We start from the raw sequence: 21590 nt of genomic DNA, 5'->3' as shown, positions 1-21590 counted from the left end.
GTCGGTGGTGGCACCGAGAGCCTGAACACGCTGGAACTGAACGCGGCGGTGACGTGGAAGTTCATCCAGCTGAAGTACTCGTACGCGGTGACCGACTACTTCGGTTTCAGCAAGAAGTCCTTCGGCGCGGATTCGGACGGTTCGGACTACATCGAGCTGAACGCGAACTACGAGTTCATGCCGTCGTGGATCGCCAACGTTCACGTCGGTCACCAGAAGGTGAAGAACTATGACGATTACGACTTCACCGACTGGAAGGTGGGTGTGACGAAGAACTTCGAAGGGGGCTGGCAGGCGGCGGTGGCGTATGTGGATACGAACGCGGACAAGAACTTCTACACCATCTGCGACAACGGCATCCGCTGCAAGGACACCGGCGACAGCAAGTGGCTGCTCTACGTGAAGCGCACCTTCTGAATGACCTCGTTGGTGCCTTGCAGGCACCGTTGTACAGCGCGCGGCATTCAGCGTCCCGGACGGCTGCGCGCTGTCTTTTTCAGCCCGCCATCATCTGCCTGAACTGCGGATTTTGCAGTGCCCACACCGCCGCTTCGAGCCGGCTCTTCATGTTCAGCTTGCGCAGCAGATGCTTGATGTGCACCTTCACCGTGGCGTCGGAAATGCCCAGTTCTCGCGCGATTTCCTTGTTGCTGCGGCCGTCGGCCAGCAGGCCGAGGATTTCCCGTTCGCGTTCGGTCAGGTCGCTGTGCGACGCGGCGGGTGGTGCGTTCAGCGCGTGCGCCAGCAGGCCGGCGACGCTGGCGTCGAGCACCACGTTGCCGCCGACCGACTGCTTGATGCGGGCGCACAGTTCTTCCGGTTCCATGTCCTTCAGCAGATAGCCGTCGGCACCCGCCTTCATCGCGTCGAGCACGTCGCGCTCGTCGTCCGACACGGTGAGCATGACGCAGCGCGCACGCACGCCGGAGGCCTTCAACTGGCGCAGCGTTTCGATGCCGTTCATCGACTTCATGTTGAGGTCGATCAGGATGAGGTCGGGGTCGAGTTCGGCGGCCAGCGCGATGCCGCTGGCGCCGTCGCTGACTTCGCCCGCCAGTTCGAGCTCGTCGTCGGCGCGCACCAGCTGGGCCACGCCCTTGCGGAACAGTGGATGGTCGTCGATCAGCAGGATGCGGATGCTCATGCGGTACTTTCGTCTAGTTGGCCGACCGGCAGTTTCTGCGGTGCGAAGGTGAGCTGCACGCGCGTGCCGCCGCCGGGGCGGTGCACGACCGACACTTCGCCGCCGAGCGAACGTGCGCGTTCGCGCATGATGCTCAGGCCGTAGTGGTTGCTTTCGGCGTACGGATTGGTGAGGCCGCGACCGTCGTCGTCGACGACCACGTTCAGCAGGTGTTCGGGGCCGTAATGCATGCTCACCCACACATGATAGGCGCGCGCGTGACGCACGGTGTTCGACAGCGCTTCGCGGATCACCTGCATCACGTGGAATTCCTCGTTCACTTCGAGGTGGCAGCGACCGAGATCGTGCACGAAGCTGATGTCCAGACCGCTGCGCTGGGCGAAGTCGTCGACCGCGTCCTGCACCGTCGACAGCAGGCCGCCGGGGCCCATGCGCACGCGGAAGGCGGCGATCAGCTCACGCACTTCGCGGTAGGCGGCGGACAGGCCCTCGCGCAGTTCGCGCGCCGCCTGCGCGACGTCGGTCGGATGCTTTTCGCGGTCCAGACCGCGCTGCAGCCGCGCCACCTGGATCTTCATGTAGGCCAGCGACTGCGCCAGAGAGTCGTGCAGTTCGCCGGCGATGGCGCTGCGCTCCTCCATCAGCGCCACCCGTCGTTCCTCCTGGCTGCGACTGATGCTGGAAATGGCCAGCGCGGCGAGGTGGGCGAAACTTTCGGCGAGATTGACCTGCGGGTCGTCGACGCGCGCGACTTCGGGAAACTCGATCACCAGCGTGCCGACCGACACGTCGCCGCGACACACCGGTACCACCAGCGAATGCGCGGTGCAGTCGCCCGAGGGAGGTACCACGCGTGCGCTCACTTCGCGCGCGCTCTGTTCGGCGCCGAGCTGGCGCACGATGGCCGGTTCGCCGCGGGTGCACAGCAGCGGCCCGGTTCCCAGCGCCTTGTGTGCCGGCGTGTTCAGGCAGAGCGCGGCGGTCTGCGCGCCGAGCGAGGTTTCGAGCAGGGCGAGACCGTTGCGCAGGCTGAACTCCGACACGTCGCCGTCGGTGAACATGCGCGCCACCTGGTGCAGCGTCTGCAGGGCCTGGCTCTTGCGGCGCAGCTGTTCGCCGCTGACCTGCTGGCGCCAGCGGCCTTCGGCCTCGAAGCCCGCCTGGCGTGCCGTCAGTTCGGCCAGGCTGTCGACCAGCCGTTCGACCTCGTCGCGGCCGCGCGTGCGGGCGCTGTCCGGCATCAGCGACAGCGCCGATTCGGTCCGCCGCACCAGCACGCGGTGTGCGCGTTGCGCGATCAGCAGGGCGCCGGCGACGATGACGGCGAAGCACAGCCCCTGCAACAGCAGCATCACGGCAACGCGTTCCAGCAGCGTGCGTTCGACGCTGGCGAAGGCGGCGCAGACGGCCGAGTCGACGCCGTCCGTCCGTTGCGCACAGAGGTCGACCAGGGTGCCGAACACCTGTTCGAACTGGCGCTCGATCTCGACGCTGCCCCAGATGCTGAGCACGGCGGCGACCGCGCAGCCCGCCAGAGTGGCGACCAATCCGGTATATAGGGGATAGCGCCCGCTGGGGCCGAAGAAAGAACGGATCACCATGACTTTGTACGTGTTTTCAGCCTGGATACTGGCGCTGCTGTTCGCTGCAGTGGTCGGTTCGTGGTACGGCTCGGCGACGGCCTATGCGCTGCCGGGTGCCGTCGTGCTGGCCGGGCTCACCATGCTTGGCCTGGCGCGCCGGCTGCCCTGGTATGTCGGTCGCCCGCATCCGCCGGAGGCCAGCGCGCAGCAGATGGAGTGGGCGGGTCAACTGTGCCACAACATTTCGTCGCCCTCGGTCACGATTCAGGGGCAGCAGATCACTTTTGCGAACCAGGCTTTTCTCGCGCTGCTGAACTACCGCGGGCGCGGTGACCAGGTGGTCGGCCTGCCCTTCACCAACCTGCTGCACCCGGTCGATCACGCGCGCTTCGCGACGCTGATGGCGATCGCCGGCGGCGACGACGCGTCGGACGCCGAGGGCGTGCTGCGACTGGTGCGCTCGGACGGTGGCGCGATCAAGATGCACGCCAGCATTTCGCCACTGTCGTCGGTGCCCGGCAGTCTGCTGATCCAGTTCAGCCCGGATGCTGCGGCAGCACCCGTGCGCGACGGTGTCGAGAACTCGATGTCGCTGGTACTCGACCAGCTCGATCTGGTGCTGTTCAAGACCGACGCCGAAGGACGCATCGCCTACGTGAACCGCGCGTGGGAAAGGCTTACCGGTCGCAGCATGGCGGACAGCCGGGGCCGGCTGCTGTCGGTGGCCATCCACCCGGAGGACCGCGACGCGGTCGACCGCGGCATGCTGTCGGTCGCCGGTGGCCAGCTCGATCACCTGAATACCGAAGTGCGCATGGTGAACGGCAGCGGCACCGTGTTCTGGGTCATGTTGCGCGCGCAGACCTGCACGCTGCCCGACGGCGACCTGCTCGGCGTCGTCGGCACCCTGACCGAAGTGACGCGGCGCCGGCGCGGCGAGGACCTCGGCTCGAGCCGGCGCTACCTGAACACGCTGCTCGCCAACGTGCCGGGCATGGTGTACCGCGGCCGCAACGACCCGGACTGGACGATGGAGTTCGTCAGCGACGGCAGCGTGGACCTGATCGGCTATGAACCGTGGGAGCTGGTAGACAACCACCGCGTGGCCTTCGGCAGTCTGGTGCACCCGGAGGACCGCGAATTCCTGTGGGCCCAGGTGCAGGCCAATCTGGCGCAGCACAAGCCCTACCAGATTTCCTACCGCATTGCCGACGTCAGCGGCAACTACATCTGGGTGTGGGAGCAGGGCCGCGGCGTGTTCTCGTCGCAGGGCGAACTGCTGGCGATCGAGGGCTTCATCACCGACGTCAGCGAGCGTCGCGGTGCGGAGGAGAAGGCGCGCCGGCGCATGTGGTTCGAGGCACGCACCGGCATGACCAGCCGCGCCATCTTCGACGCGCTGTTGGCGTGGACGCTGCATCAGTCACAGGTGAACGAGCTCCCCTTCGCGCTGCTCTGGGTGGACGCCAGCGGCCTGGCCGAGCCGGTGATGAGCAGCAGCGCTGAGGCGGCGGAGCAGATACTGGCTACGGTGGCGCGCCGCTTCCGGCCGGTGAATTACCCGGGGGCGGCAATCACCTATCTCGACAACTACCAGTTCGCCGTGCTGCTGACCGACTTCCGCGCCGGTGAGGCAGCCCGTGCGCTGTCGGGCTCGAACGAAGTGATACCGGCCGTGTCGCAACTGGCCAGCCGGCTGGTGCAGGAACTGTCAGCGCCGCTCAACGTGGGCGGGCGCGACATTTCGGTGCCGGTGGCGGTCGGGATCGCCATCGCCGATGCGCGCTACATCGGCGCCGAATCGATGTTCGCGGCGGCCCGTCGTGCGGCCACGCAGGCGGCCGAGCTGGGGCCCGGCCATTGCGAGTTCGCTGACGAATGAGCGCCGCCGGGTGACCTGACCGCGTCAGGGTTCGATCGCGATGCCGCGCAGCGCCTCGCCGGTGCCCACCTCGCCGATGCGCGTCGCCTTGCCGGTCTTCAGGTCGATTTCGTAGAACTGGGCGGCGGCCGCCTTCGCTGTGCCAAGTACCGCGAAGGCGGCGTTGTTCAGGTCGGCGATGTCGAAGTGGGCGTCGGTGACCCCGGCGACGCCGAGCGAACCCACCGTATAGAGCTTGCCCAGATTGGGCGACACCACCGGCTGCTCGCCCTCGATCGAACCCTGGCGCACCAGTGCGCCGGTGGCGGCGTCGATCGCGTAGTTGGTGGTGAGCTTTTCGTTGTCCTTGTTGTAGGTGTAGCCGGCGGCGACCACCCGTGGCGCCGCCTTCTCGTTCGCGTCGCCGGCGGCATAGTGCAGCGTGCCGTCCGTCTGCAGGCCCGGCGCATCGGGCGAGGCGTCGACCAGGGCACCGGTGTCCGGGTGGGCGCGCAGGTTCTGCCGCGTGTCGGACACGATGCGGATGCGGTCGGCCGCCGGGTTGAAGTCGAAGCCGAACTGGCGGCCGTTCAGCGGCTGCGCGAATGCTTCGTTGCTCACCGGCGTCAGCTGGCCGCTCGCGGTATCGACCCGGAACACGCGACCGCTGCTGCCGAGCGCATACAGCTCGCCGCGGGCGACGCGGTAGTCGATGCCGAGCACCGTTTCGCCTGCCGGCAGACCCTTCAGTGCGACGTCCGACAGCAGCCGGCCGGGCTGCCCCGCATTGAAGCTGACCAGATGGTGCGACTGCGTGACCGCGCGGACGATTTCCTTGCGCGGCGTGCCGCCGGCATCGGACAGACCGGCGCAGCCGGTGGCGAGCAGGGTGACGCCGATCGCGGCGGCGGGAAGAGCGAAAGCATGTTTCATCGTGAGAATCCGTATGTCGTTGTTCGATTGCGGGGCGCCGCGACGGTGCGATCCGCATGGTGCACCGGCCTGATCACGGCTGCACAGGCCCGGTCCTGAGACAGCTGTCTCGTCCGTCTCGCCCGGTCGGATGAGATGCCCGCCTCAAGGGACCGGGGCGATGTCCGTTAATCAGGCAGTCAACGATCAGATCGAACAGCCGTGCCCTGCGCCGTCATCGTGTTTCATCATTTCCGTCGTGCACTGCTCGCCGCCGTCGTCCTGGTGGGCGCCATCCTGCCTGCACGGGCCGCCACGGTCACGATCAAGGCCGGCGACCGATCGGGCAATGCGCTGGACAGCGTCGTCGTGTCGCTGGTTCCGGTGTCGCGCGCCGGCCTGCCTGCCGCCAGACCGGCGCAGATCGAGCAGCGCAACAAGACCTTCCTGCCGGCGATCAGCGTCGTGCAGACCGGCACCGCGATCGAGTTTCCGAACAACGACACGGTGCGCCATCACGTCTATTCCTTCTCGGCGGCCAAGGTGTTCGAGCTGAAGCTCTACGCCGGCAAGCCGGAAAAGCCGGTGGTTTTCGACAAACCGGGCGTCGTCGTGCTGGGCTGCAACATCCACGACAAGATGGCGGCTTACGTCGTCGTGGTCGATACGCCGTGGTCGGCGATTTCGCAAACCGACGGCGTGGCCCGCATCGCCGACGTGCCGACCGGCGACTATCAGCTTCAGCTGTGGCATCCGCGTCGCCTCGGCATGCCCGACATTCCGCCGCGGCCGCTACGCATCGCCGGCGACCAGACCGAAATGGTCAAGGTCGAACTGAGGCCCTGAGTCGATGCGGTTCAGCCTCAAATGGAAAATCGCGGCCTGGTGCGCCGCGCTGCTGCTGGTCACGCAGATCGGCGGGCTGCTGCTGTTCGGCGAGATCGGCCGCGGCAGCGCGATGGCCGATGCCCAGGCGGACCTGAAGACGGGCGACCGCGTGTTCGCGCGTCTGCTCGACGAACGGGCGTCGCAGCTGACCCAGGCGGCGCGCGTGCTGGCGGCGGACTACGGTTTTCGCGAGGCCCTGCTCAGCCAGGACAGGGAAACGATCGAATCGGCGTTGGCGAACCACGGCGGGCGCATCCGTGCCGACGTGATGCTGCTGCTGGCGCTCGACGAGTCCATCGTTGCCAGTTCGTCCTTCAATCCGGGGCGCACGCCCGAGCGCCTGCGCCAGCTGATCGAGGGCGCGCGCAGCGGCGCACACAGCGGCGGGTTCGCCGTGGTCTCCGGCATGCTCTACCAGCTGGTCGTGGTGCCGGTGATGGCGCCGGTGCCGGTCGGCTGGGTGGTCATGGGCTTCAGCGTGGACAAGAGCCTGGCCAGTGACCTGAAGGGCGTGACCGGCCTCGAAGTCAGTTTCGTGCGACGCAGTGGCGACAAGGGGTGGATGCTGGCGTCGAGCACCTTGAACGAGCCGCTGCAGAGTGCGCTGCTTGGTGAGTTGTCGGCGAACAGCGCCCTGCAGGAGGAGGCGCTGACGCTCGGCGACCGCGATTACGTCAGCCTGATGCATCCGATCGACGCCGGCCCGCAGCAGCAGGTCGGCGCCGTCCTGCAACTGTCGCTGGAGCGCGCGCTGGCACCGTGGAACCGGCTGTACCGCGACTGGACCGGGCTTACGCTGATCGGCACGCTGCTGGCGCTTGGCGTGAGTGCCTTCATGGGCCGTTCGATCGCCTCGCCGGTGGTCCGGCTGGCGGAGTTTGCGCGCCGTGTCGAATCCGGCGAGTACGGCGCGCCACCGGCGGTGGCGCGCGGCGACGAGATCGGCCAGCTCGCCAATGCCTTCGTGCACATGACCGACGCCATCTCGCTGCGCGAGACGCGCATCAGCGAACTGGCCTACTACGACGTGCTGACCGGCCTGCCGAATCGCGCGTACTTCACCGAAAGGCTGGAAGAATCCCTGCGCGCAGCGGCCGCCGATAACAGCGACCTGGCCGTGGTATGCCTCGACGTGGACCGTTTCAAGATGGTGAACGACACGCTGGGACACGAACTGGGCGACCTGCTGCTGCGCGAGGTGGCGCGACGGCTGCGCGAAACGCTGCGCGACGTGCGCGATCAGGTGGCACGGCTGGGTGGCGACGAGTTCGCGGTCATGCTGCCGGGCGCCGACGCGTCGAAGGCGCTGAGCGTGGCCCACCGAATCGCCGAGGCGATGAACCGGCCGATGAACCTCGACGGCCAGATGGTCGACGTCAGCGCCAGCATGGGCGTGTCGGCCTGCCCGGCGCACGGCAACGATGCGCAGTCGCTGCTGCGACACGCCGACGTCGCCATGTATCTGGCCAAGCGTCACAACACGATGGCCGAAATCTACGACCCCCGGCATCACGACCAGAACGTCGAGCGGCTGTCGCTGCTGAGTGAGCTGCGGTTGGCGGTCGAGCGCGACGAACTGGTGCTCTATTACCAGCCCAAGGTGGCGACCGCGCCGGACGCGGTTCACCACGTCGAGGCGCTGGTGCGCTGGATACACCCGACGCGCGGTTTCGTACCTCCGTTCGAGTTCATCCCCTTTGCCGAGCAGACCGGCTACATCAAGGCGATCACGCTGTGGGTGATGAACGCGGCGATCCGCCAGTGCGGGCACTGGCTGCGGCAGGGGCTGGAGGTGAACGTGTCGCTGAACATTTCCGCACGCGACCTGCTGAACCCGGAACTGCCGGCGCTGTTCGCGGGCATGCTGGAGCGCCATGGCTGTCCGGCGCGCCTGATCACGCTCGAAATCACCGAAAGCGCGGTGCTCGACGATCCGCTGCGCGCGTTGACCAATCTGCAAGTGCTGCGCGAGACCGGCTGCGCGCTGTCGATCGACGATTACGGCACCGGTTACTCGTCGCTGTCCTACCTGCGGCAGATGCCGGTCAGCGAGATGAAGATAGACCGCAGTTTCGTGATGCATCTGCTCGACAATCCGAACGACGAAATCATCGTACGTTCGACAATCGAACTGGCGCACAACATGGGCCTGAAGGTGACGGCCGAAGGGGTCGAGAGCGAAGGCGTGCTGGAGAGGCTGCGCCTGCTCGGCTGCGATCTCGCCCAGGGCTATCTCATCAGCAAGCCGATTCCGGCCGAAGCCCTTGAAAAATGGTTCCGCGAGTCGCATTGGGCGAACGGCGCGGTCGGGCCCTCTGCGGCCGCGGCGACGGCGACCGAGCCGGTCGGCAGAACCGCCGCCCGGACCGTCGCAGTCTGAATATTTCCGTGCCGTGGTTGCCGGCCCGATACATGCTTCAGGTTACAGTGTCGGGAACCTGCAGGAGCGAACAACAATGATGAAGCGTCACGGACCACTGGAAGTCATTACCCGCACGCCTCACGTCAGGTCGCGGCCGGTGCCGCTGCTGTTCGTGCATGGCGCCTACACGGCCGCCTGGTGCTGGGACGAACACTTCCTGCCCTGTTTTGCCGAAGCCGGCTACGAGGCGCACGCGCTGTCGCTGTCCGGCCACGGCGGCAGCCCCGGTCGCGAGTACCTCGACCTGATCAGTCTCGACGATTACGTGCGCGACGTGCTCGACGTGCTGGACCAGTTCGACACGCCGCCGGTGCTGATCGGACATTCGATGGGCGGCATGGTGGTACAGAAGTGTCTCGAGGTGAGACAGGTGCCCGCTGCCGTGCTGATGGCGTCGGTGCCGCCGCAGGGGCTGTGGGCGTCGGCGGTCGGCCTGGTCATGCGTAAGCCGGATCTGATGTCGGAACTGAACAGCCTGCTGGCCGGCGGCGCGACTTCGCTCGACGCACTGCGCGAGGCGCTGTTCGCACAGCCGGTGTCGATGGAGCGCCTGCAGCAGATGGCCAGCCGCGTGCAGCCTGAATCGGCGCGGGTGATCTGGGACATGACGCTGTTCAACCTGCCGCAGCCGGCGCGCATGCATCGCCCGCCGATGCTGGTGCTGGGCGCCGAGTGCGACCCCATCATTCCGCCGGCGCTGACCGAAATGACTTCGCGCGCGCTCGGTGTGCCGGCTCACGTATTCCCGGGCATGGGGCACGGCATGATGCTGGAGGCCGACTGGCGCAAGGTGGCGCAGCGCATGCTCGACTGGCTGCCCGGCGCCCTGGCGGCGGTTCAGCCCGAGGCCCAGGGCTGCAACGCCGGCGCCTGACCGGCTGACATTGGTCCGTCACGCGGCGGAACGAACGCCCGCGGTCACGAACCCCGGCGCCCCGGTGCGGCGTGCCGCTGCAGATAGGCCAGGATGTCGGGCAGGCGCAGCTGCGGTTCGCCCGGCATCGCCCGCGAGCCGACCACGCGGTTCATCCACGCCATATTCCTCTCCATCCGCGCGACCACGCGTCGCCATTCGCCGGCGGTGCGGCTCGACGGCTCCGGCAGCACGTGACACTGGTCGCAGGCGTCGCGAAAGCTGCGACCGCGCGTGTCGAGGTCGGGATAGCGTGCAGCATCGATCGGTTTCTGTGCATTACGTCGCAGGTAGCCGATCAGCATGTGTACTTCTTCCTCGTCCGGCGCCTTGACGCCGCCCATCATGTCTTTCATCAGCGCCCCACGGTTTCCGTGTCCGCGCATGCGCACCACCATGCGGTCGACGATCTTCGGCCACTTGTCCGGGTGATGCATGGCCGGATTCGGAACGTGGTGGCACTGAACACAGTAGCGCGCCAGCAACGCGGCGCCGCGCGACCCGGGTTCCGGCAGCGAGGCGGCGTCGAGCGAGGGCGGCAGGATGCGCGCGAGCCAGCCGGCCTGCGGCGATCCTTCCCAGCGCGCACGTGCGGCGTCGATCGCTGCCTGGTTCGCCAGCGGACCGTCGCCGGCTGTAACGGTGCCGTAAGCAAACAGTGCGATCAGTAGCGCGATGCCGTGATGAAACATGTGTGCGGGGAGGAGGTCAGACCTCTCCAGAGTAGTCCAGCAAGACGGCCGACAAAAGCTTGCCACGAGCTTTTCACGAGGCCGCGAACGCAGGTGCTGCAGCATGGGTTTGTGAAGTTTCGATGCGTGCGCGTATCGACCCTTCGGACGATTCAAGCCGGCAGTGCTGTCCGCCGTTAGCCATGGTGTCGGGTACGGGAAGAGAAAGATGGATCTGTTCGATTTCATGACCGGGAAGTCGCTGGGCCGCGCCCAGGACTACGGAGACGAAGTGCTCAACGCGGGCTGGCTGCCGCAGCTCGAGGCGGCCGCAGCCGGCCGTCGCGTGCAGGCGGTACGCCAGCGCAGCGCAGTGGCCGATCCCGACGCCTTCCTGCGCGACATCTACCGCAGCCAGGAGTAAGCGGGTCTGACCGGATGAGGCGCGAGACACATGCCGCAGGGCTTGTGTCTTCGTTCGCGCCGATACACCGGTTCGCATTCCGATCCTGCATATTGCGCAGCCGGCGCGGGTAATATCGCGCTCATGGCCTGCACCCCTGTTCCAGTCTCCCGTCCGATGCCTGCCGCGCGCTGCGGCCTCCGCCCTGCGGAGCGGTCCGCATGAGCGATGCCGTGCGCAAGCTGGGGCGTTACGTGCTCGGCCGCGAAATCGGTCGCGGCGAGCGCGGCGCCGTATTCGAAGCCACCGAGGCCGGCAGCGGCCGATTGCTGGCAATCAAGACCTTCCGTACCGATCTCGCCGCCGATCCGGCGCACTACGTGCGCAAGTTGGGTGAAAGTCTGCTTGCGACATCCTCGTTGCAGCACCCGGGCATCGTCCGCATCATCGAACAGGGCGTGGCCGACGACGGGCAGCCTTGGGCGGCGGTCGAGCGGCTGGACGCGCGCTCGCTGCGTCAGTTGCTCGACGCGCTGCCGCGCATGGCCTTCGACTGGGTACGCAGCATAGGCAGCCAGGCGGCCGAAGCACTGGCCCATGCGCACGCCGCCGGCATCGTGCATGGCGGGCTGAAGGCGTCGAACATCCTGGTCGATGGCGACGGACGCGTGTTCGTCACCGATTTCGCGCTGCCCTCGCCGTCGCCGGACGCCCTGCCGGCGATGCCGCAGTACCTGTCGCCGGAGCAGGTGCAGGGCCTGTCGCCGGATGCGCGCTCCGACGTGTTCTCGCTCGGCGCCATCCTGTTCGAAATGCTGGCCGGCCGGCCGCCCTTCGGCTCGCCACTGACCGGTTCCCTGTCTACCGTGCTGGAGAACATCGCCTACGCGCCGACGCCGACGCCCAGCGCGATCGATCCCGACGTGCCGCCGGATCTCGACCTGGTCGTGATGAAGGCGCTGGCGAAATCGCCGATCGAGCGCTATGCCGGCGCGTCGGCGCTGGCCGAGGCGCTGCGCGGCGTTCAAGCCGCGCCGGTCGCACGCGACGCAGACCCGTTGCCTGACGTGCTGCCCGAGGTGCCGCCGGTCGCTACCGGGCCGGCGCCCATCCTGCGGCGCGGGCAGTCGGGCAGACCGAAGGCGCCGGTCGAGGACGTGCTGGCCGAACTGGCGGCCGACATCGACGCCTTTGCCGCGCGTGGCGCGCCGCAACCGTCGATTGGGCAGGCGGCAGCATCGGCGCAGCGACCGCTGCGCGAACAGGCGCCGCCGGCCGTCGCCTTCCCGACGCTGCACGAAATGCCGGCGCCGCTGCAAGCGCCACCGACACCGGCGCCGGCCGTGCAACGCGCAGCGCTGTCGCCCGCCGATCCGCCGGCCGCCGCAGCGTCGTCGCTGCTGGCCGATCTTGCCGGCGAGGCGCAGCGCATCCGTGCGCACACGGCGCAGATGCAGCGTGGCGAGCGTGCGGTCCGCACCGAAGCGGAACAGGCGCTGTCCAACCGCCTGCTGCTGGTGCGCGACTACTTCACCCAGTTGAGCGCCCAGCTCAACGTGATCAAGCCGCAGGTGGCGCGCGATTACCCGCTGCTCGGGCTCGGCGTGCTGCGCGGTCTGGCCTGGCAGGCGTCCGATGTGAACACCCGCAATCGTGGCGCCGAAGCGCCCGACCAGCTGGTGCGCGTATCCCTGTCCTGGCTGCTGCGCGGGCAGGCGGTGCTGCGCTGCGAGCGCGATCCGCTGGCGGCTGATGCGCTGCGTCTGGCGCTGCGCGAGCACGGCCTGCGCTTCGAGGAACAGCCGGCGCGCGACGAGCTGAACCGGCTACGTGCGCAGATTTTCGACGTCGCGCCCGAGGTGCGCGGCCGGGTCGAACTGAATGCCGACTACCGGACGCTCACGCTGCGCCTGACGCTGCAGAACGTCGAGCGTTTCGGTTTGGTCGATTATGTGCCGCCGGCCGAAGACCGCGGCAGCGAATGGCTGGACGAACTGGTGCGACTGCTGCTCGGCCAGCCCAGCCGTTTCCCGACGCTGGCCAAGCTCATCGTGCCGTCACCGATGTGACGTGGCGCGGATGATGCTTCGTTTCAGTGGGGTGTGTGCCGGCCGTTCAGTTTCCGGTCGGACGAGACGTTGAATCATGTGACGGACAGCAGGAGGCGAGCCATCATGGACGGGGCGGACATTCGGATTCCCCTGGCGGAATGCCGCGAAATCTACGACGTGGGCGATGTGGACCGGGCGATGGAGTCCGGCAGCGGCGCGCGCAACGAGGCGCTGACCGCGTTCTACGGAAAGATGAAGACGCTGGGCGGCGTGCGCTACGTGGTCAAGCCGTCCTCCTTCGACGGCCTCGATCCGCTGTATGCCCGCTGCCCGAACTTCACGGCGGTGCTGGACGACCTGAAGCGCTATCTGGCGCTGGCGGTGGCCGGCAACGAACCGATGAACTTCACGCCCATCCTGCTGCTCGGCGAGCCGGGCATCGGCAAGACCCATTTCGCGCGCCAGCTGGCCAATGTGCTCGGCACCGGCTTCGAGTTCGTGTCGATGTCCTCGCTCACCGCCGGCTGGATACTGAGCGGCGCCTCGTCGCAGTGGTCGCACGCCAAGCCGGGCAAGGTGGCGCAGGCGCTGGTGTGCGGCGACTACGCCAACCCGCTGGTGGTGCTGGACGAGGTCGACAAGGCCGGCGGCGACGCGCGCTACGACCCGATGGGCGCGCTTTACGGCCTGCTCGAACAGGACACCGCGCGCCAGTTCAAGGACGAATTCGTCGAGGTCGACATCGACGCCAGCCACATCATGTGGGTGTCCACCGCCAACGACGAGCGTTCGATTCCCGAACCCATCCTGAGCCGGATGAATGTGTACACCGTGCCGCGGCCGGATCACGATCAGGCCTGCATCATCGCGCGCACGCTGTACGAGGAACTGGTGGCCGCGCACGACTGGGGCTTCGCGCCGGAGGCGCCGGAAGACGTGATCGACCGCCTGGCTGGCGTACCGCCGCGCGACATGCGCAAGGTGTTGCTGGCCGCGTTCGGCAACGCCAAGCTGGCGCACCGCGACCACCTGCTGCCAGCCGACCTGGACGCGGGACGCGCGACGCGGCAGAAGAAGATCGGTTTCTGAAAAGCGCTACAGCGTGTGGCTGCGGTCGCCGCGCATGAAGCCGGTCAGCGGCGCCTCGATGTCGCGCGTCAGGCAGATCACCTTGAACAGCTCGCCCATTTCGGCCGGCGAGGTGAGCTGATTCAATGCGGCATTCTGCTTCGCCCGGCTCAGCGCGTCGGCGTCGCGGTCCAGCCGTTCGAGCACGCCGCAATTCAGCAGGAAGTTCGCCTGGCTGGTGTAGCCGGCCAGCGACATGCCGGCGTCGAAGGCGGCCTGGGCGATGGCGGTGAAGTCGACGTGTGCGGTGATGTCGTTCAGGCCGGGCATCCACAGCGCATCGGTGTGGGCGTGATGGCGGTAGTGGCACATCAGCGTGCCGCTGCGCCGGTCCGGATGGTAGTACTCGGCCTGCGGGAAGCCGTAGTCGATCAGTAGCAGCGCGCCGCGGCCGATGCGGCGCGCCCACTCGGCCACCCAGGCGCGGGCGGCGACGTTGATTTCGCTGTCGTAGCCGTCGGTGAATCCGAGCGCGCGTGCTTCGTCGGCCAGCGCGGCGGGCGCCGGGCGCCAGTCCAGCGCCGGCTGCCCGGACGGGTCGAGCGCCAGCCCCGCCTGTTCGATGCGGCCGGCCGCGTTGCGCAGGCGCTCGACCGGCATCGCGTCGAGCACCTCGTTGCCGATCACGACGCCGTCAAACGCGTCCGGCAGACTGTCCAGCCAGCTCACGCGTGTGCTCAGGTGCGGCAGCTCGGCGGCGATCAGCGCCTGCTGGCGGGCGCGCAGAGCAGCCGACAGTTCGAGGATGCGATAGCTCTGCGGTACGGCGCCCAGGCGGTCGAGTTCGGCCAGCAGATCGACGGCGAGGCGACCGCTGCCGGCCCCCGCCTCGATCAGGTGGGGCGCACTCAGCGCCATCAGCTCCGCCAGCTGGCGGGCGAGACTGCGGCCGAACAGCGGCGTCAGCTCCGGCGCGGTAACGAAATCGCCGTCGCGGCCGAACTTTTGCAGCGCGCCGCTGTAATAGCCGAGCCCCGGCGCGTAAAGCGCGCACTCCATGTAACGGCTGAACGGCATCCAGCCGGTGCGGGCGATCTCGTCGCGGATCTGTCCGAGCAGGCGCTGGCTGTGCTCGACGGCGTCTGAATCGGGCTGGGGCAGTGACATGGCACGGGTGTCCGGTCGCGGGGTCCGCGATAATGCGACATCGCGTCGCGACAGACAAACAGGTGGACAGGGAAGCAATGGAAAACGGCAAGGTTGCACTGATCACCGGCGCGGCGCGGCGCCTTGGCGCGCAGATGGCGCGCACGCTGCACGACGCCGGCTGGCGGGTGGCCATCCACTACCGGCAGTCGGCGGAAGAGGCGCTGCTGTTGCTCGACGAGTTCAATGCGCGCCGCGCGAAAAGTGCCTGCTGCCTGTCGGCCGATCTGCTCGATACCGCCCGTCTGCCCGAACTGGTCGACAAGACGCTGGCGAAGTTCGGGCGGCTGGACGCACTGATCAACAACGCATCGTCCTTCTATCCGACGCCGATCGGCACCATCACGCAGCGCGACTGGGACGACCTGACCGGCAGCAATTTCCGCGCGCCGCTCTTCCTGTCGCAGGCGGCAGCGCCGGCGCTGCGCGACAGCGGCGGCTGCATCGTCAATATTGCCGACATCCACGCCGAACGACCGCTGCCGGGCTACGCGCTGTACAGCGCCTCGAAGGGCGCACTGGCGACACTGACCCGTGCACTGGCCATCGATCTGGCGCCGCGGGTGCGCGTCAACGGCGTGGCGCCGGGCCCCATCCAGTGGCCCGAGAACGACCTGTTCGATCCGGAAGAACGTGCGCGCATCGTGCGGCATACCCTGTTGCAGCGCGAAGGCGACCCACAGGACATCGCACGTACGGTACGCTTCCTGATCGAGGATGCGCCCTACATCACCGGCCAGATCATCGCCGTCGATGGCGGGCGCAGCGTGCACCTGTGACGCATCCGTCAGACCTTCGTCGGATTGCCGGCGCGTCGCCGCACGTATATCGTCGGTAATTGTAAAATGACGTAAATGCCTGACGTTGAAGCACTGACCTCGGGCCCTGACGTTGAAGCCCTATGCCACCCGGCCTGCCATGAGTTCCCAACCTACATCTGTGTGCGTGCTGTTCGCCGACGTCTCCGGCAGTACCCGGCTCTACGAGAAGCTGGGCGACGCCGAAGCGCTGCGCGCCGTGGAACGCTGCCTCAACCGCATGCGGCGCGTGGTCGACGGGCATGGCGGCAAGGTGATCAAGACCATCGGCGACGAGGTCATGACCACCTTCCCCAATGCCGACGCCGGCATCCAGGCCGCCTGTGAGATGCAGCACCGGGTGACCGATCTGCCGCCGGTGTCGGGCGTCAAGCTGGCGATCCGCGTCGGCTTCCACTTCGGGCCGGCGATCGAGGAGAACGACGACGTGTTCGGCGACACCGTCAACACGGCGGCGCGCATGGCGGGTCTGGCCAAGGCCGGGCAGATCATCACCACCGCCGAAACGCTGGCTGCGGTGACGCTGTCGATGGGGCCGGAAGTGCGCGAGATCGATGCGCTGACGGTGAAGGGCAAGGCCGAGGACGTGCGCGTCTGCGAAGTGCTGTGGCAGGAGGGCGCCGACCTGACGATGAAGGCGTCGAGCATCGTCGCTACCTATAACGTGGCGCGACTGCTGGTGCGCTATCGCGATACCGAACTGACGGTGGACAACGCGCACGGCCCACTCACCCTGGGCCGCGACATGAGCAACGAGGTCGTGATCAAGGACCAGCGCGCCTCGCGCAATCACGCGCGCATCGAGCGCCGGCGCGACAAGTTCGTGCTGGTCGACCAGAGCACCAACGGCACCTTCCTGCGCATCGAGGGCGAGAACGAGGTGGTGCTCAAGCGCGAGGAAATCATCCTGCGCGGCCAGGGCACGATAGGTTTCGGCCACAGCGCGCTGGAGCAGGGCATCGACCTGATGAGCTTCGAAGTGCTGGAGTGAGCGGCCGGTCAGTCAACGGCGCCTGAAGGGCGGTTCCGCGGTCGCCGCCGGCAGGCACGGCGGCCCGCGGCGGTCAGATGCTGATGCGCTTGCGCAGTTCGGGGCTGTGCACCACCGCCTCACGCCGCGACGGCGCGGCTTCCATCAGTCCGGCCGGCGGCAGGGTCTGCAGCTTCGTCACCATGTCCGGCGCGGCGCAGGCCGGGTCGAAACTGAGCGTCACGGCGTCGGGCGTGCTCGACGCGACGCTCAGGCAGTTGCGGCCCAGCTTGCGCGACAGCGGCATCAGGATGCCAGCCTGCACGTTCTGGCCGGCGTCGGCGAGCCCGCCCGACATGTCGACCACGAACTCCGCGCGTTCGCTGCCCAGCGACTTCACTTCGGTGGCCAGCACCGCACGCAGCGACGCGATTTCGCGCAGCAGCGAGCCGGCGACTTCTTCGCCCGGCAGGCCGGTAAGTTGCAGCGCCACCTTGCGGGCGGTGAAATGGAAATGGCTGAGGAAGAACTCGCGGCTGAACTGTTCGCCGACGCGCTTGCCGATGTCGGCCAGCGCCTTCTCTTCGGACGTCCAGCTGGTGCCTTCCGGCACCTCGGTGTTCAGATAGACCTCTTCGCCGGACTTGCGGTCGGTGCAGCGCACCGTCCATGAGGTCAGCACGACTTTGTCGATGACCAGACCGGATGCCGCCAGCCGGACGCTCAGCCGCTTGAAGCGCACTTCTCCGTCGATCGCGAAGTCGGCGTTCTGGCCGGCACCGGCCTCGTCGTTCCAGGTGCGGAAGCCGAAGCCCTGGATGTGCTGCTTCAATGTGTTCTCGGCCAGTTGCGAACGCAGGGGAGGAACGGTCGGATCGCCGTCCGGCCACAACGACGACACGGCGACTGCGATCTTCGGGTCGCCGTTGTTGCGGATGAATTCGACCCTTTCGTCCTGCGACATCTGGTTCAGCGACTTCTGCACCTGGCGCACGCGCACTGCCGCACGCACTTCGCCGGACATCAGACCGTCCTTGCCCAACTGCGCCGGACCTTCTTCCAGCACCGCCTGTATGAAGTCGCCGCTGCGGTCGAGCAGGCGCGCCTGCAGCACGTCGTAGTGTGCGTTCACCGACTTCGGGTCGACGAACAGCGCAACCGCCTTTTCAAGTATCTGGCGGCGCGCGTCGTCGCGCATGGCCTGGGTCAGCGCATTGCGGTCGTTGGCCAGCCTGGGGTCGCCGGGATCGGCCAGCCCGATGGCGCTGATGATGGCGACCCCTGGATCCAGCGTTGCCGCCTTTGCTGGCGGCGGCGGCAGCGCAACGGCGACGGGGGCCGCGTCCGGTTCGGCGGCGAGCGGGGCGGGCGCGGATGAGGTCGGCTCGGCGCCGCCGCCGAGGTACATCCAGGCGCCGCCGGCGATCAGCAGCGCGGCCAGGCCGGCGGCGACGAGTATCGGATTGCGCCGTGGCGCTACTGGCGGCACGGCCGGGGACGGCGTTTCGGCCGCAGTACGCGCCTTTGCGGGCTGCGGTGGCGGCGCGGGTTCGACCGCTGGTGGTGCCGGCATGCGCGCGGTTTGCAATGTCGCGTCGGGCGTCGCCGACAGCACGGTGGCGTCGCCGTCGTCCAGGTTCACGACGGTGGCGTCGTCGTCGGCAATCGGCGCCGACAGCGCCGCGTCGAGGGCGCGGCGGAATTCGGCTGCGCTCTGGAAGCGGTCCTCCGGCCGTTTGGCCATCGCCCGCTTGACCACCGCGTCGATGCGCGGCGACACATGGACGTTCAGCACCGACGGCCAGGGCGGATCTTCCTTCAGCACCTTGTGCATGATGGTGGTGAGCGCGCCGGTAAAGGGCTTCTCGCCGGTCAGCAACTGGTACAGCACGACGCCGGCGGAGAACAGGTCGCTGCGCCCGTCCACCGTCTGTCCCATGAACTGTTCCGGCGACATGTAGGACGGCGTGCCCATCACGGTGCCGGCCTGGGTCAGGTTCGACGACTCGATGCGGGCAACGCCGAAATCGGCCACCTTCACCGTACCGTCGGCGAGCAGGATGATGTTGGCCGGCTTGATATCGCGGTGGGTGACGCCGTTGCGGTGGGCGTGCTCCAGCGCGTCGAGCAGCTGGTCCATGACGTGGCCGACGGTGGACAGCGGAATGCGCTCGTCGGAGTCGAAGGCATCCTTCAGCTCGCGTCCCTGCACGAATTCCATCGCGATGAAGGCGGTACCGTCCGCCTCTTCCCCGTACTCGTAGATGGCCACCACGTTCGGGTGGTTGAGCCGGCCGGCCGCCTGCGCCTCGCGCTTGAAGCGGGCGATCACCTCGTCCGCCTCGCTGCGTTCCAGCTGTTCGCGCTTGAGCGTCTTGATGGCGACCCGGCGATCGATCACCGGGTCACGCCCCTCATAGACGATACCCATCGCGCCCTGGCCCAGTTCGCGCAGGATGTCGTACTTGCCCAGTCTGGCAGGAATGCTCACGAGGCGTGCTCCGGCGGCGTTGGCGGGGAATTACTTGTACTTGGCGTCGATTTCCCAGACCGACTTCTGCACCAGACGCTGCACCATGCCGTCGAGCGTGATGCCGCCTTCCTGGCTGCTGGACACGCCGAGGATGGACGAGCCCTTGGCGCCCACTTCCATCTTCTCTTCGGTATAGCCCTGCGCCAGCTGTTCGGTGGTGTTGGCGTCCATGATCTTGTAGCGCATGCCGATGATCCAGACGCCGGCGGCCGCACCCGTCTCGACCGAGCCGACCGCCTCGCCGGCGGCGTAGCTGCCGCGGCTGCCGCCGAGGATGCCGATGATGTTGCCGAGAGTACGGCCGCTGACGCCTTCCTTCGCGGCGGCGACCTGCTCCGCCTTCAGGATGTCGAACTTGACCACGTACTTGGTCGTCTTGAACTTGCCCTTCTGCAGCATCTTGCGCGCGGAGCCGGGGTCGCCCATCGAGTAGGCGAGCTGGAACTCGTTCAGCAGCGGACCCATGTCCGAACGTTCGAGCACCTTGAAGTTGGCCTGCGACAGTTCCAGTTCGCCGAAATCAGCGATGTTGTTCGACGCGAACTTCTGCGTGAACGTGGCGTTGTTGCTCTTGATCTCGCCCGGCACGACGACCACCGTGGGGCCCGGCTTGTTCTTGTTGCTGTACTCGACAGCCTTGTACATCGCCTTGTCGGCGCTTTCGTTGGCCTTCTGCGACACGCTGTCGCCGGCGGTCGGCGAAGCGCTTTCGAACGTGGGCTGGGCGTACGCCAGCGGCAGCAGGCTGCCGACGGCGGCGGCGAATGCCGCGGATTTCAGTGCGCGATGCAAGGTGAAGTTCATGGAGGTCCCTTTCTCTGAAGATTGCTGGGACGCCTGCGCCCCGTTATGTGTCCGCGCGGTCGGGCCGCGCGGTGCCTATTTGCTTTTCTTCTTGCCGCTTGCGGGCGGATTAGCCGCGCAGTAGCCGCCGAGCAGCGTGCTGACGACGGCGTCGGCCTGTTCTTCGATCAGTGTGCCGGCCATGCCGAGCGTGTCGCTGCCGGAATACGATTCGGCTTTCGCGCTGGCTTCGGAAATCAGCTTTCCGCCCGGGGTCATCAGTGCGTACGCAATCGAAACATAGACCTCGGGGATGCGCAGCACAGGATTGATCGCCGAACGGGAGTCGATCGTGCCGCGCATCACCAGCTGCGCGCCCATCTTTTTCGATGCGGCCAGCGCCGCGTCCGGGTCGTTGCGGAAGTAGGCGTCGACCTCGGCCTGCGCGATCTGCGCGCGGATTTCCTGCTGGGAATAGGTGCGGATGCCGTGCTTGAGCAAGCGCTTGTTGATCGAGTTGAAATGGGGACTGAAACGGGCCTGCTCGGCAGTGACCCCTTCGCCGGTCCGCTCGCCCATCACGATCATGATTTTCCGGCGCCGCAGTTCGTCGAGGCAGGCCGGCGGCAGCGACAACACGTGCGCGGCAGCGGCGGCACGGGCTTGCTCGTCCGCGGCGGCGTCTTTCTTCGCGTCTTCGGAGAAGCTGAAGGCAAGGGCGCAGGGGGCCGCGATGGCGAGGGCGGTGGCAAGCAGTGCGGGGCGCAGGAATCGGTCGCGCAACATCGGGCAACTCCGACGTTCGAAGACGATCGACTATACCAAAAGGTTTTTGCCTGTCCGGCAGGCCCGGCGCGCCTTTCGGGGACGTCTTGTTGCATAGCGCACGAAAGCGGGTGCGACCCGCCGCCAAGGGCGGGCCGATGCTGCCGGGTTCAGGTCTTCGAGCACTCGCTGATGAAGGCCTTGCGCTCGTCACCCTTCAGCGATTTGGCGCTGGCTTCGGCCCGACACTGCTTCTTGCGCGCTGCAGCATCGTCGGACACCTCCGCAGTCCGCGTCGTCTCGCTCTTTCCGGACGACAGGCAGCTGCTCATGAAGGTCTTTCGTTCGTCGCCCTTCAGCGATTTTTCCTTCGCGTCCTTGTTGCAGGCACGCATCCTGTCCTGCTGCGTGCCGGCGACGGCGGCATGCGGGAAGGTGGCGAGCAGGGTGATGCTGACGAGTGTGCAGCTGAGCGTACGGCGGGTATTCGGCATGACTGAGCTCCTGGCTGTGCAGCATGAAATGACAATACCGACGGCGGCCCGGGCGGGCTGCCGTCGTGCATGTTATGCATATGTCATCGTCATGTACAGTCGCCG

Annotated in this window: 19 protein-coding genes; 10 read left to right on the top strand and 9 right to left on the bottom strand. The window is 67.3% G+C overall.

The window, feature by feature from the left end; all coding sequences use genetic code 11:
- Nucleotides 1-417 (top strand): TorF family putative porin (locus tag AC51BJ_RS01655; RefSeq protein ID WP_496279122.1); only part of this gene is annotated, 417 nt, incomplete at its 5' end.
- Nucleotides 418-496: 79 nt separating this feature from the next.
- Here the strand turns inward: AC51BJ_RS01655 and narL are convergent.
- Nucleotides 497-1144 (bottom strand): two-component system response regulator NarL, encoded by a 648-nt coding sequence (gene narL / locus AC51BJ_RS01650; protein ID WP_020163158.1) that lies wholly within the window; start codon nucleotides 1142-1144, stop codon nucleotides 497-499.
- Nucleotides 1141-2745, bottom strand: coding sequence for an ATP-binding protein (locus tag AC51BJ_RS01645; RefSeq protein ID WP_496279121.1), 1605 nt, complete (start codon nucleotides 2743-2745; stop codon nucleotides 1141-1143). Before AC51BJ_RS01645 ends, narL begins: the two co-directional genes overlap by 4 nt.
- Between AC51BJ_RS01645 and AC51BJ_RS01640 the strand changes: the two genes are divergently transcribed.
- On the top strand, nucleotides 2744-4609 hold the full coding sequence (locus AC51BJ_RS01640; protein ID WP_430432610.1) for a sensor domain-containing diguanylate cyclase: 1866 nt from the start codon (nucleotides 2744-2746) through the stop codon (nucleotides 4607-4609). The two genes, AC51BJ_RS01645 and AC51BJ_RS01640, sit on opposite strands and share 2 nt — an antisense overlap.
- Before the next feature lie 24 nt (nucleotides 4610-4633).
- Here AC51BJ_RS01640 and AC51BJ_RS01635 read toward each other — a convergent pair whose 3' ends face one another.
- A complete protein-coding gene (locus AC51BJ_RS01635) occupies nucleotides 4634-5521 on the bottom strand; it encodes a DUF4394 domain-containing protein (protein ID WP_496279120.1) in 888 nt (295 codons plus the stop codon).
- Nucleotides 5522-5740: 219 nt separating this feature from the next.
- On the opposite strand from AC51BJ_RS01635, the gene AC51BJ_RS01630 reads away from it, so the two are divergent.
- From AC51BJ_RS01630 to AC51BJ_RS01620, 3 genes are all read left to right on the top strand, one after another.
- Nucleotides 5741-6346 (top strand): methylamine utilization protein, encoded by a 606-nt coding sequence (locus AC51BJ_RS01630; protein WP_430432612.1) that lies wholly within the window; start codon nucleotides 5741-5743, stop codon nucleotides 6344-6346.
- Between the two features lie 4 nt (nucleotides 6347-6350).
- Nucleotides 6351-8768, top strand: coding sequence for a putative bifunctional diguanylate cyclase/phosphodiesterase (locus AC51BJ_RS01625; RefSeq protein WP_496279119.1), 2418 nt, complete (start codon nucleotides 6351-6353; stop codon nucleotides 8766-8768).
- 76 nt (nucleotides 8769-8844) lie between these two features.
- Nucleotides 8845-9684, top strand: a complete 840-nt coding sequence (locus AC51BJ_RS01620; RefSeq protein ID WP_430432614.1) for an alpha/beta hydrolase — start codon at nucleotides 8845-8847, stop codon at nucleotides 9682-9684.
- 44 nt (nucleotides 9685-9728) lie between these two features.
- Here AC51BJ_RS01620 and AC51BJ_RS01615 read toward each other — a convergent pair whose 3' ends face one another.
- Nucleotides 9729-10415 (bottom strand): hypothetical protein, encoded by a 687-nt coding sequence (locus tag AC51BJ_RS01615; RefSeq protein ID WP_496279118.1) that lies wholly within the window; start codon nucleotides 10413-10415, stop codon nucleotides 9729-9731.
- A gap of 208 nt (nucleotides 10416-10623) precedes the next feature.
- Between AC51BJ_RS01615 and AC51BJ_RS01610 the strand changes: the two genes are divergently transcribed.
- The 3 genes from AC51BJ_RS01610 (at nucleotide 10624) to AC51BJ_RS01600 (ending at nucleotide 13937) form a co-directional block, all read left to right on the top strand.
- Nucleotides 10624-10818 (top strand): hypothetical protein, encoded by a 195-nt coding sequence (locus tag AC51BJ_RS01610; protein ID WP_304000592.1) that lies wholly within the window; start codon nucleotides 10624-10626, stop codon nucleotides 10816-10818.
- 200 nt (nucleotides 10819-11018) lie between these two features.
- Complete coding sequence (locus AC51BJ_RS01605; RefSeq protein WP_496279117.1) at nucleotides 11019-12866, top strand: serine/threonine protein kinase; 1848 nt, start codon at nucleotides 11019-11021, stop codon at nucleotides 12864-12866.
- Between the two features lie 105 nt (nucleotides 12867-12971).
- Nucleotides 12972-13937: an AAA family ATPase gene (locus AC51BJ_RS01600; protein WP_496279116.1), complete on the top strand. Its 966-nt coding sequence runs from the start codon at nucleotides 12972-12974 to the stop codon at nucleotides 13935-13937.
- A 6-nt stretch (nucleotides 13938-13943) separates the two neighbouring features.
- On the opposite strand, the gene AC51BJ_RS01595 is transcribed toward AC51BJ_RS01600, so the two are convergent.
- Complete coding sequence (locus AC51BJ_RS01595) at nucleotides 13944-15083, bottom strand: class I SAM-dependent methyltransferase (protein WP_496279115.1); 1140 nt, start codon at nucleotides 15081-15083, stop codon at nucleotides 13944-13946.
- Nucleotides 15084-15160: 77 nt separating this feature from the next.
- On the opposite strand from AC51BJ_RS01595, the gene AC51BJ_RS01590 reads away from it, so the two are divergent.
- Nucleotides 15161-15901, top strand: coding sequence for a pteridine reductase (locus AC51BJ_RS01590; RefSeq protein WP_020163169.1), 741 nt, complete (start codon nucleotides 15161-15163; stop codon nucleotides 15899-15901).
- Between the two features lie 139 nt (nucleotides 15902-16040).
- Nucleotides 16041-16931 carry an adenylate/guanylate cyclase domain-containing protein gene (locus AC51BJ_RS01585; protein WP_496279114.1) on the top strand — a complete coding sequence of 297 codons (891 nt, stop codon included), beginning with the start codon at nucleotides 16041-16043 and terminating at the stop codon, nucleotides 16929-16931.
- Nucleotides 16932-17004: 73 nt separating this feature from the next.
- Here the strand turns inward: AC51BJ_RS01585 and AC51BJ_RS01580 are convergent, their stop codons facing one another.
- From AC51BJ_RS01580 to AC51BJ_RS01565, 4 genes are all read right to left on the bottom strand, one after another.
- The gene (locus tag AC51BJ_RS01580) at nucleotides 17005-19401 is read right to left on the bottom strand and encodes a serine/threonine-protein kinase (RefSeq protein ID WP_496279113.1); all 2397 of its coding nucleotides are present in this window, start codon (nucleotides 19399-19401) and stop codon (nucleotides 17005-17007) included.
- A 30-nt stretch (nucleotides 19402-19431) separates the two neighbouring features.
- Nucleotides 19432-20247 (bottom strand): hypothetical protein, encoded by an 816-nt coding sequence (locus AC51BJ_RS01575; protein WP_020163172.1) that lies wholly within the window; start codon nucleotides 20245-20247, stop codon nucleotides 19432-19434.
- A 75-nt stretch (nucleotides 20248-20322) separates the two neighbouring features.
- A complete protein-coding gene (locus AC51BJ_RS01570) occupies nucleotides 20323-20862 on the bottom strand; it encodes a hypothetical protein (protein ID WP_496279112.1) in 540 nt (179 codons plus the stop codon).
- A gap of 299 nt (nucleotides 20863-21161) precedes the next feature.
- Entirely contained in the window at nucleotides 21162-21485 is a 324-nt protein-coding gene (locus AC51BJ_RS01565; protein WP_430432623.1) for a PsiF family protein, read from the bottom strand.
- Between the last annotated feature and the right edge of the window lie 105 nt (nucleotides 21486-21590).

The organism is Methyloversatilis sp. S146-33, from assembly GCF_059552495.1.
The sequence above is the reverse complement of the archived record's forward strand: the minus strand, read 5'-3'. Positions and strand labels throughout refer to the sequence as shown.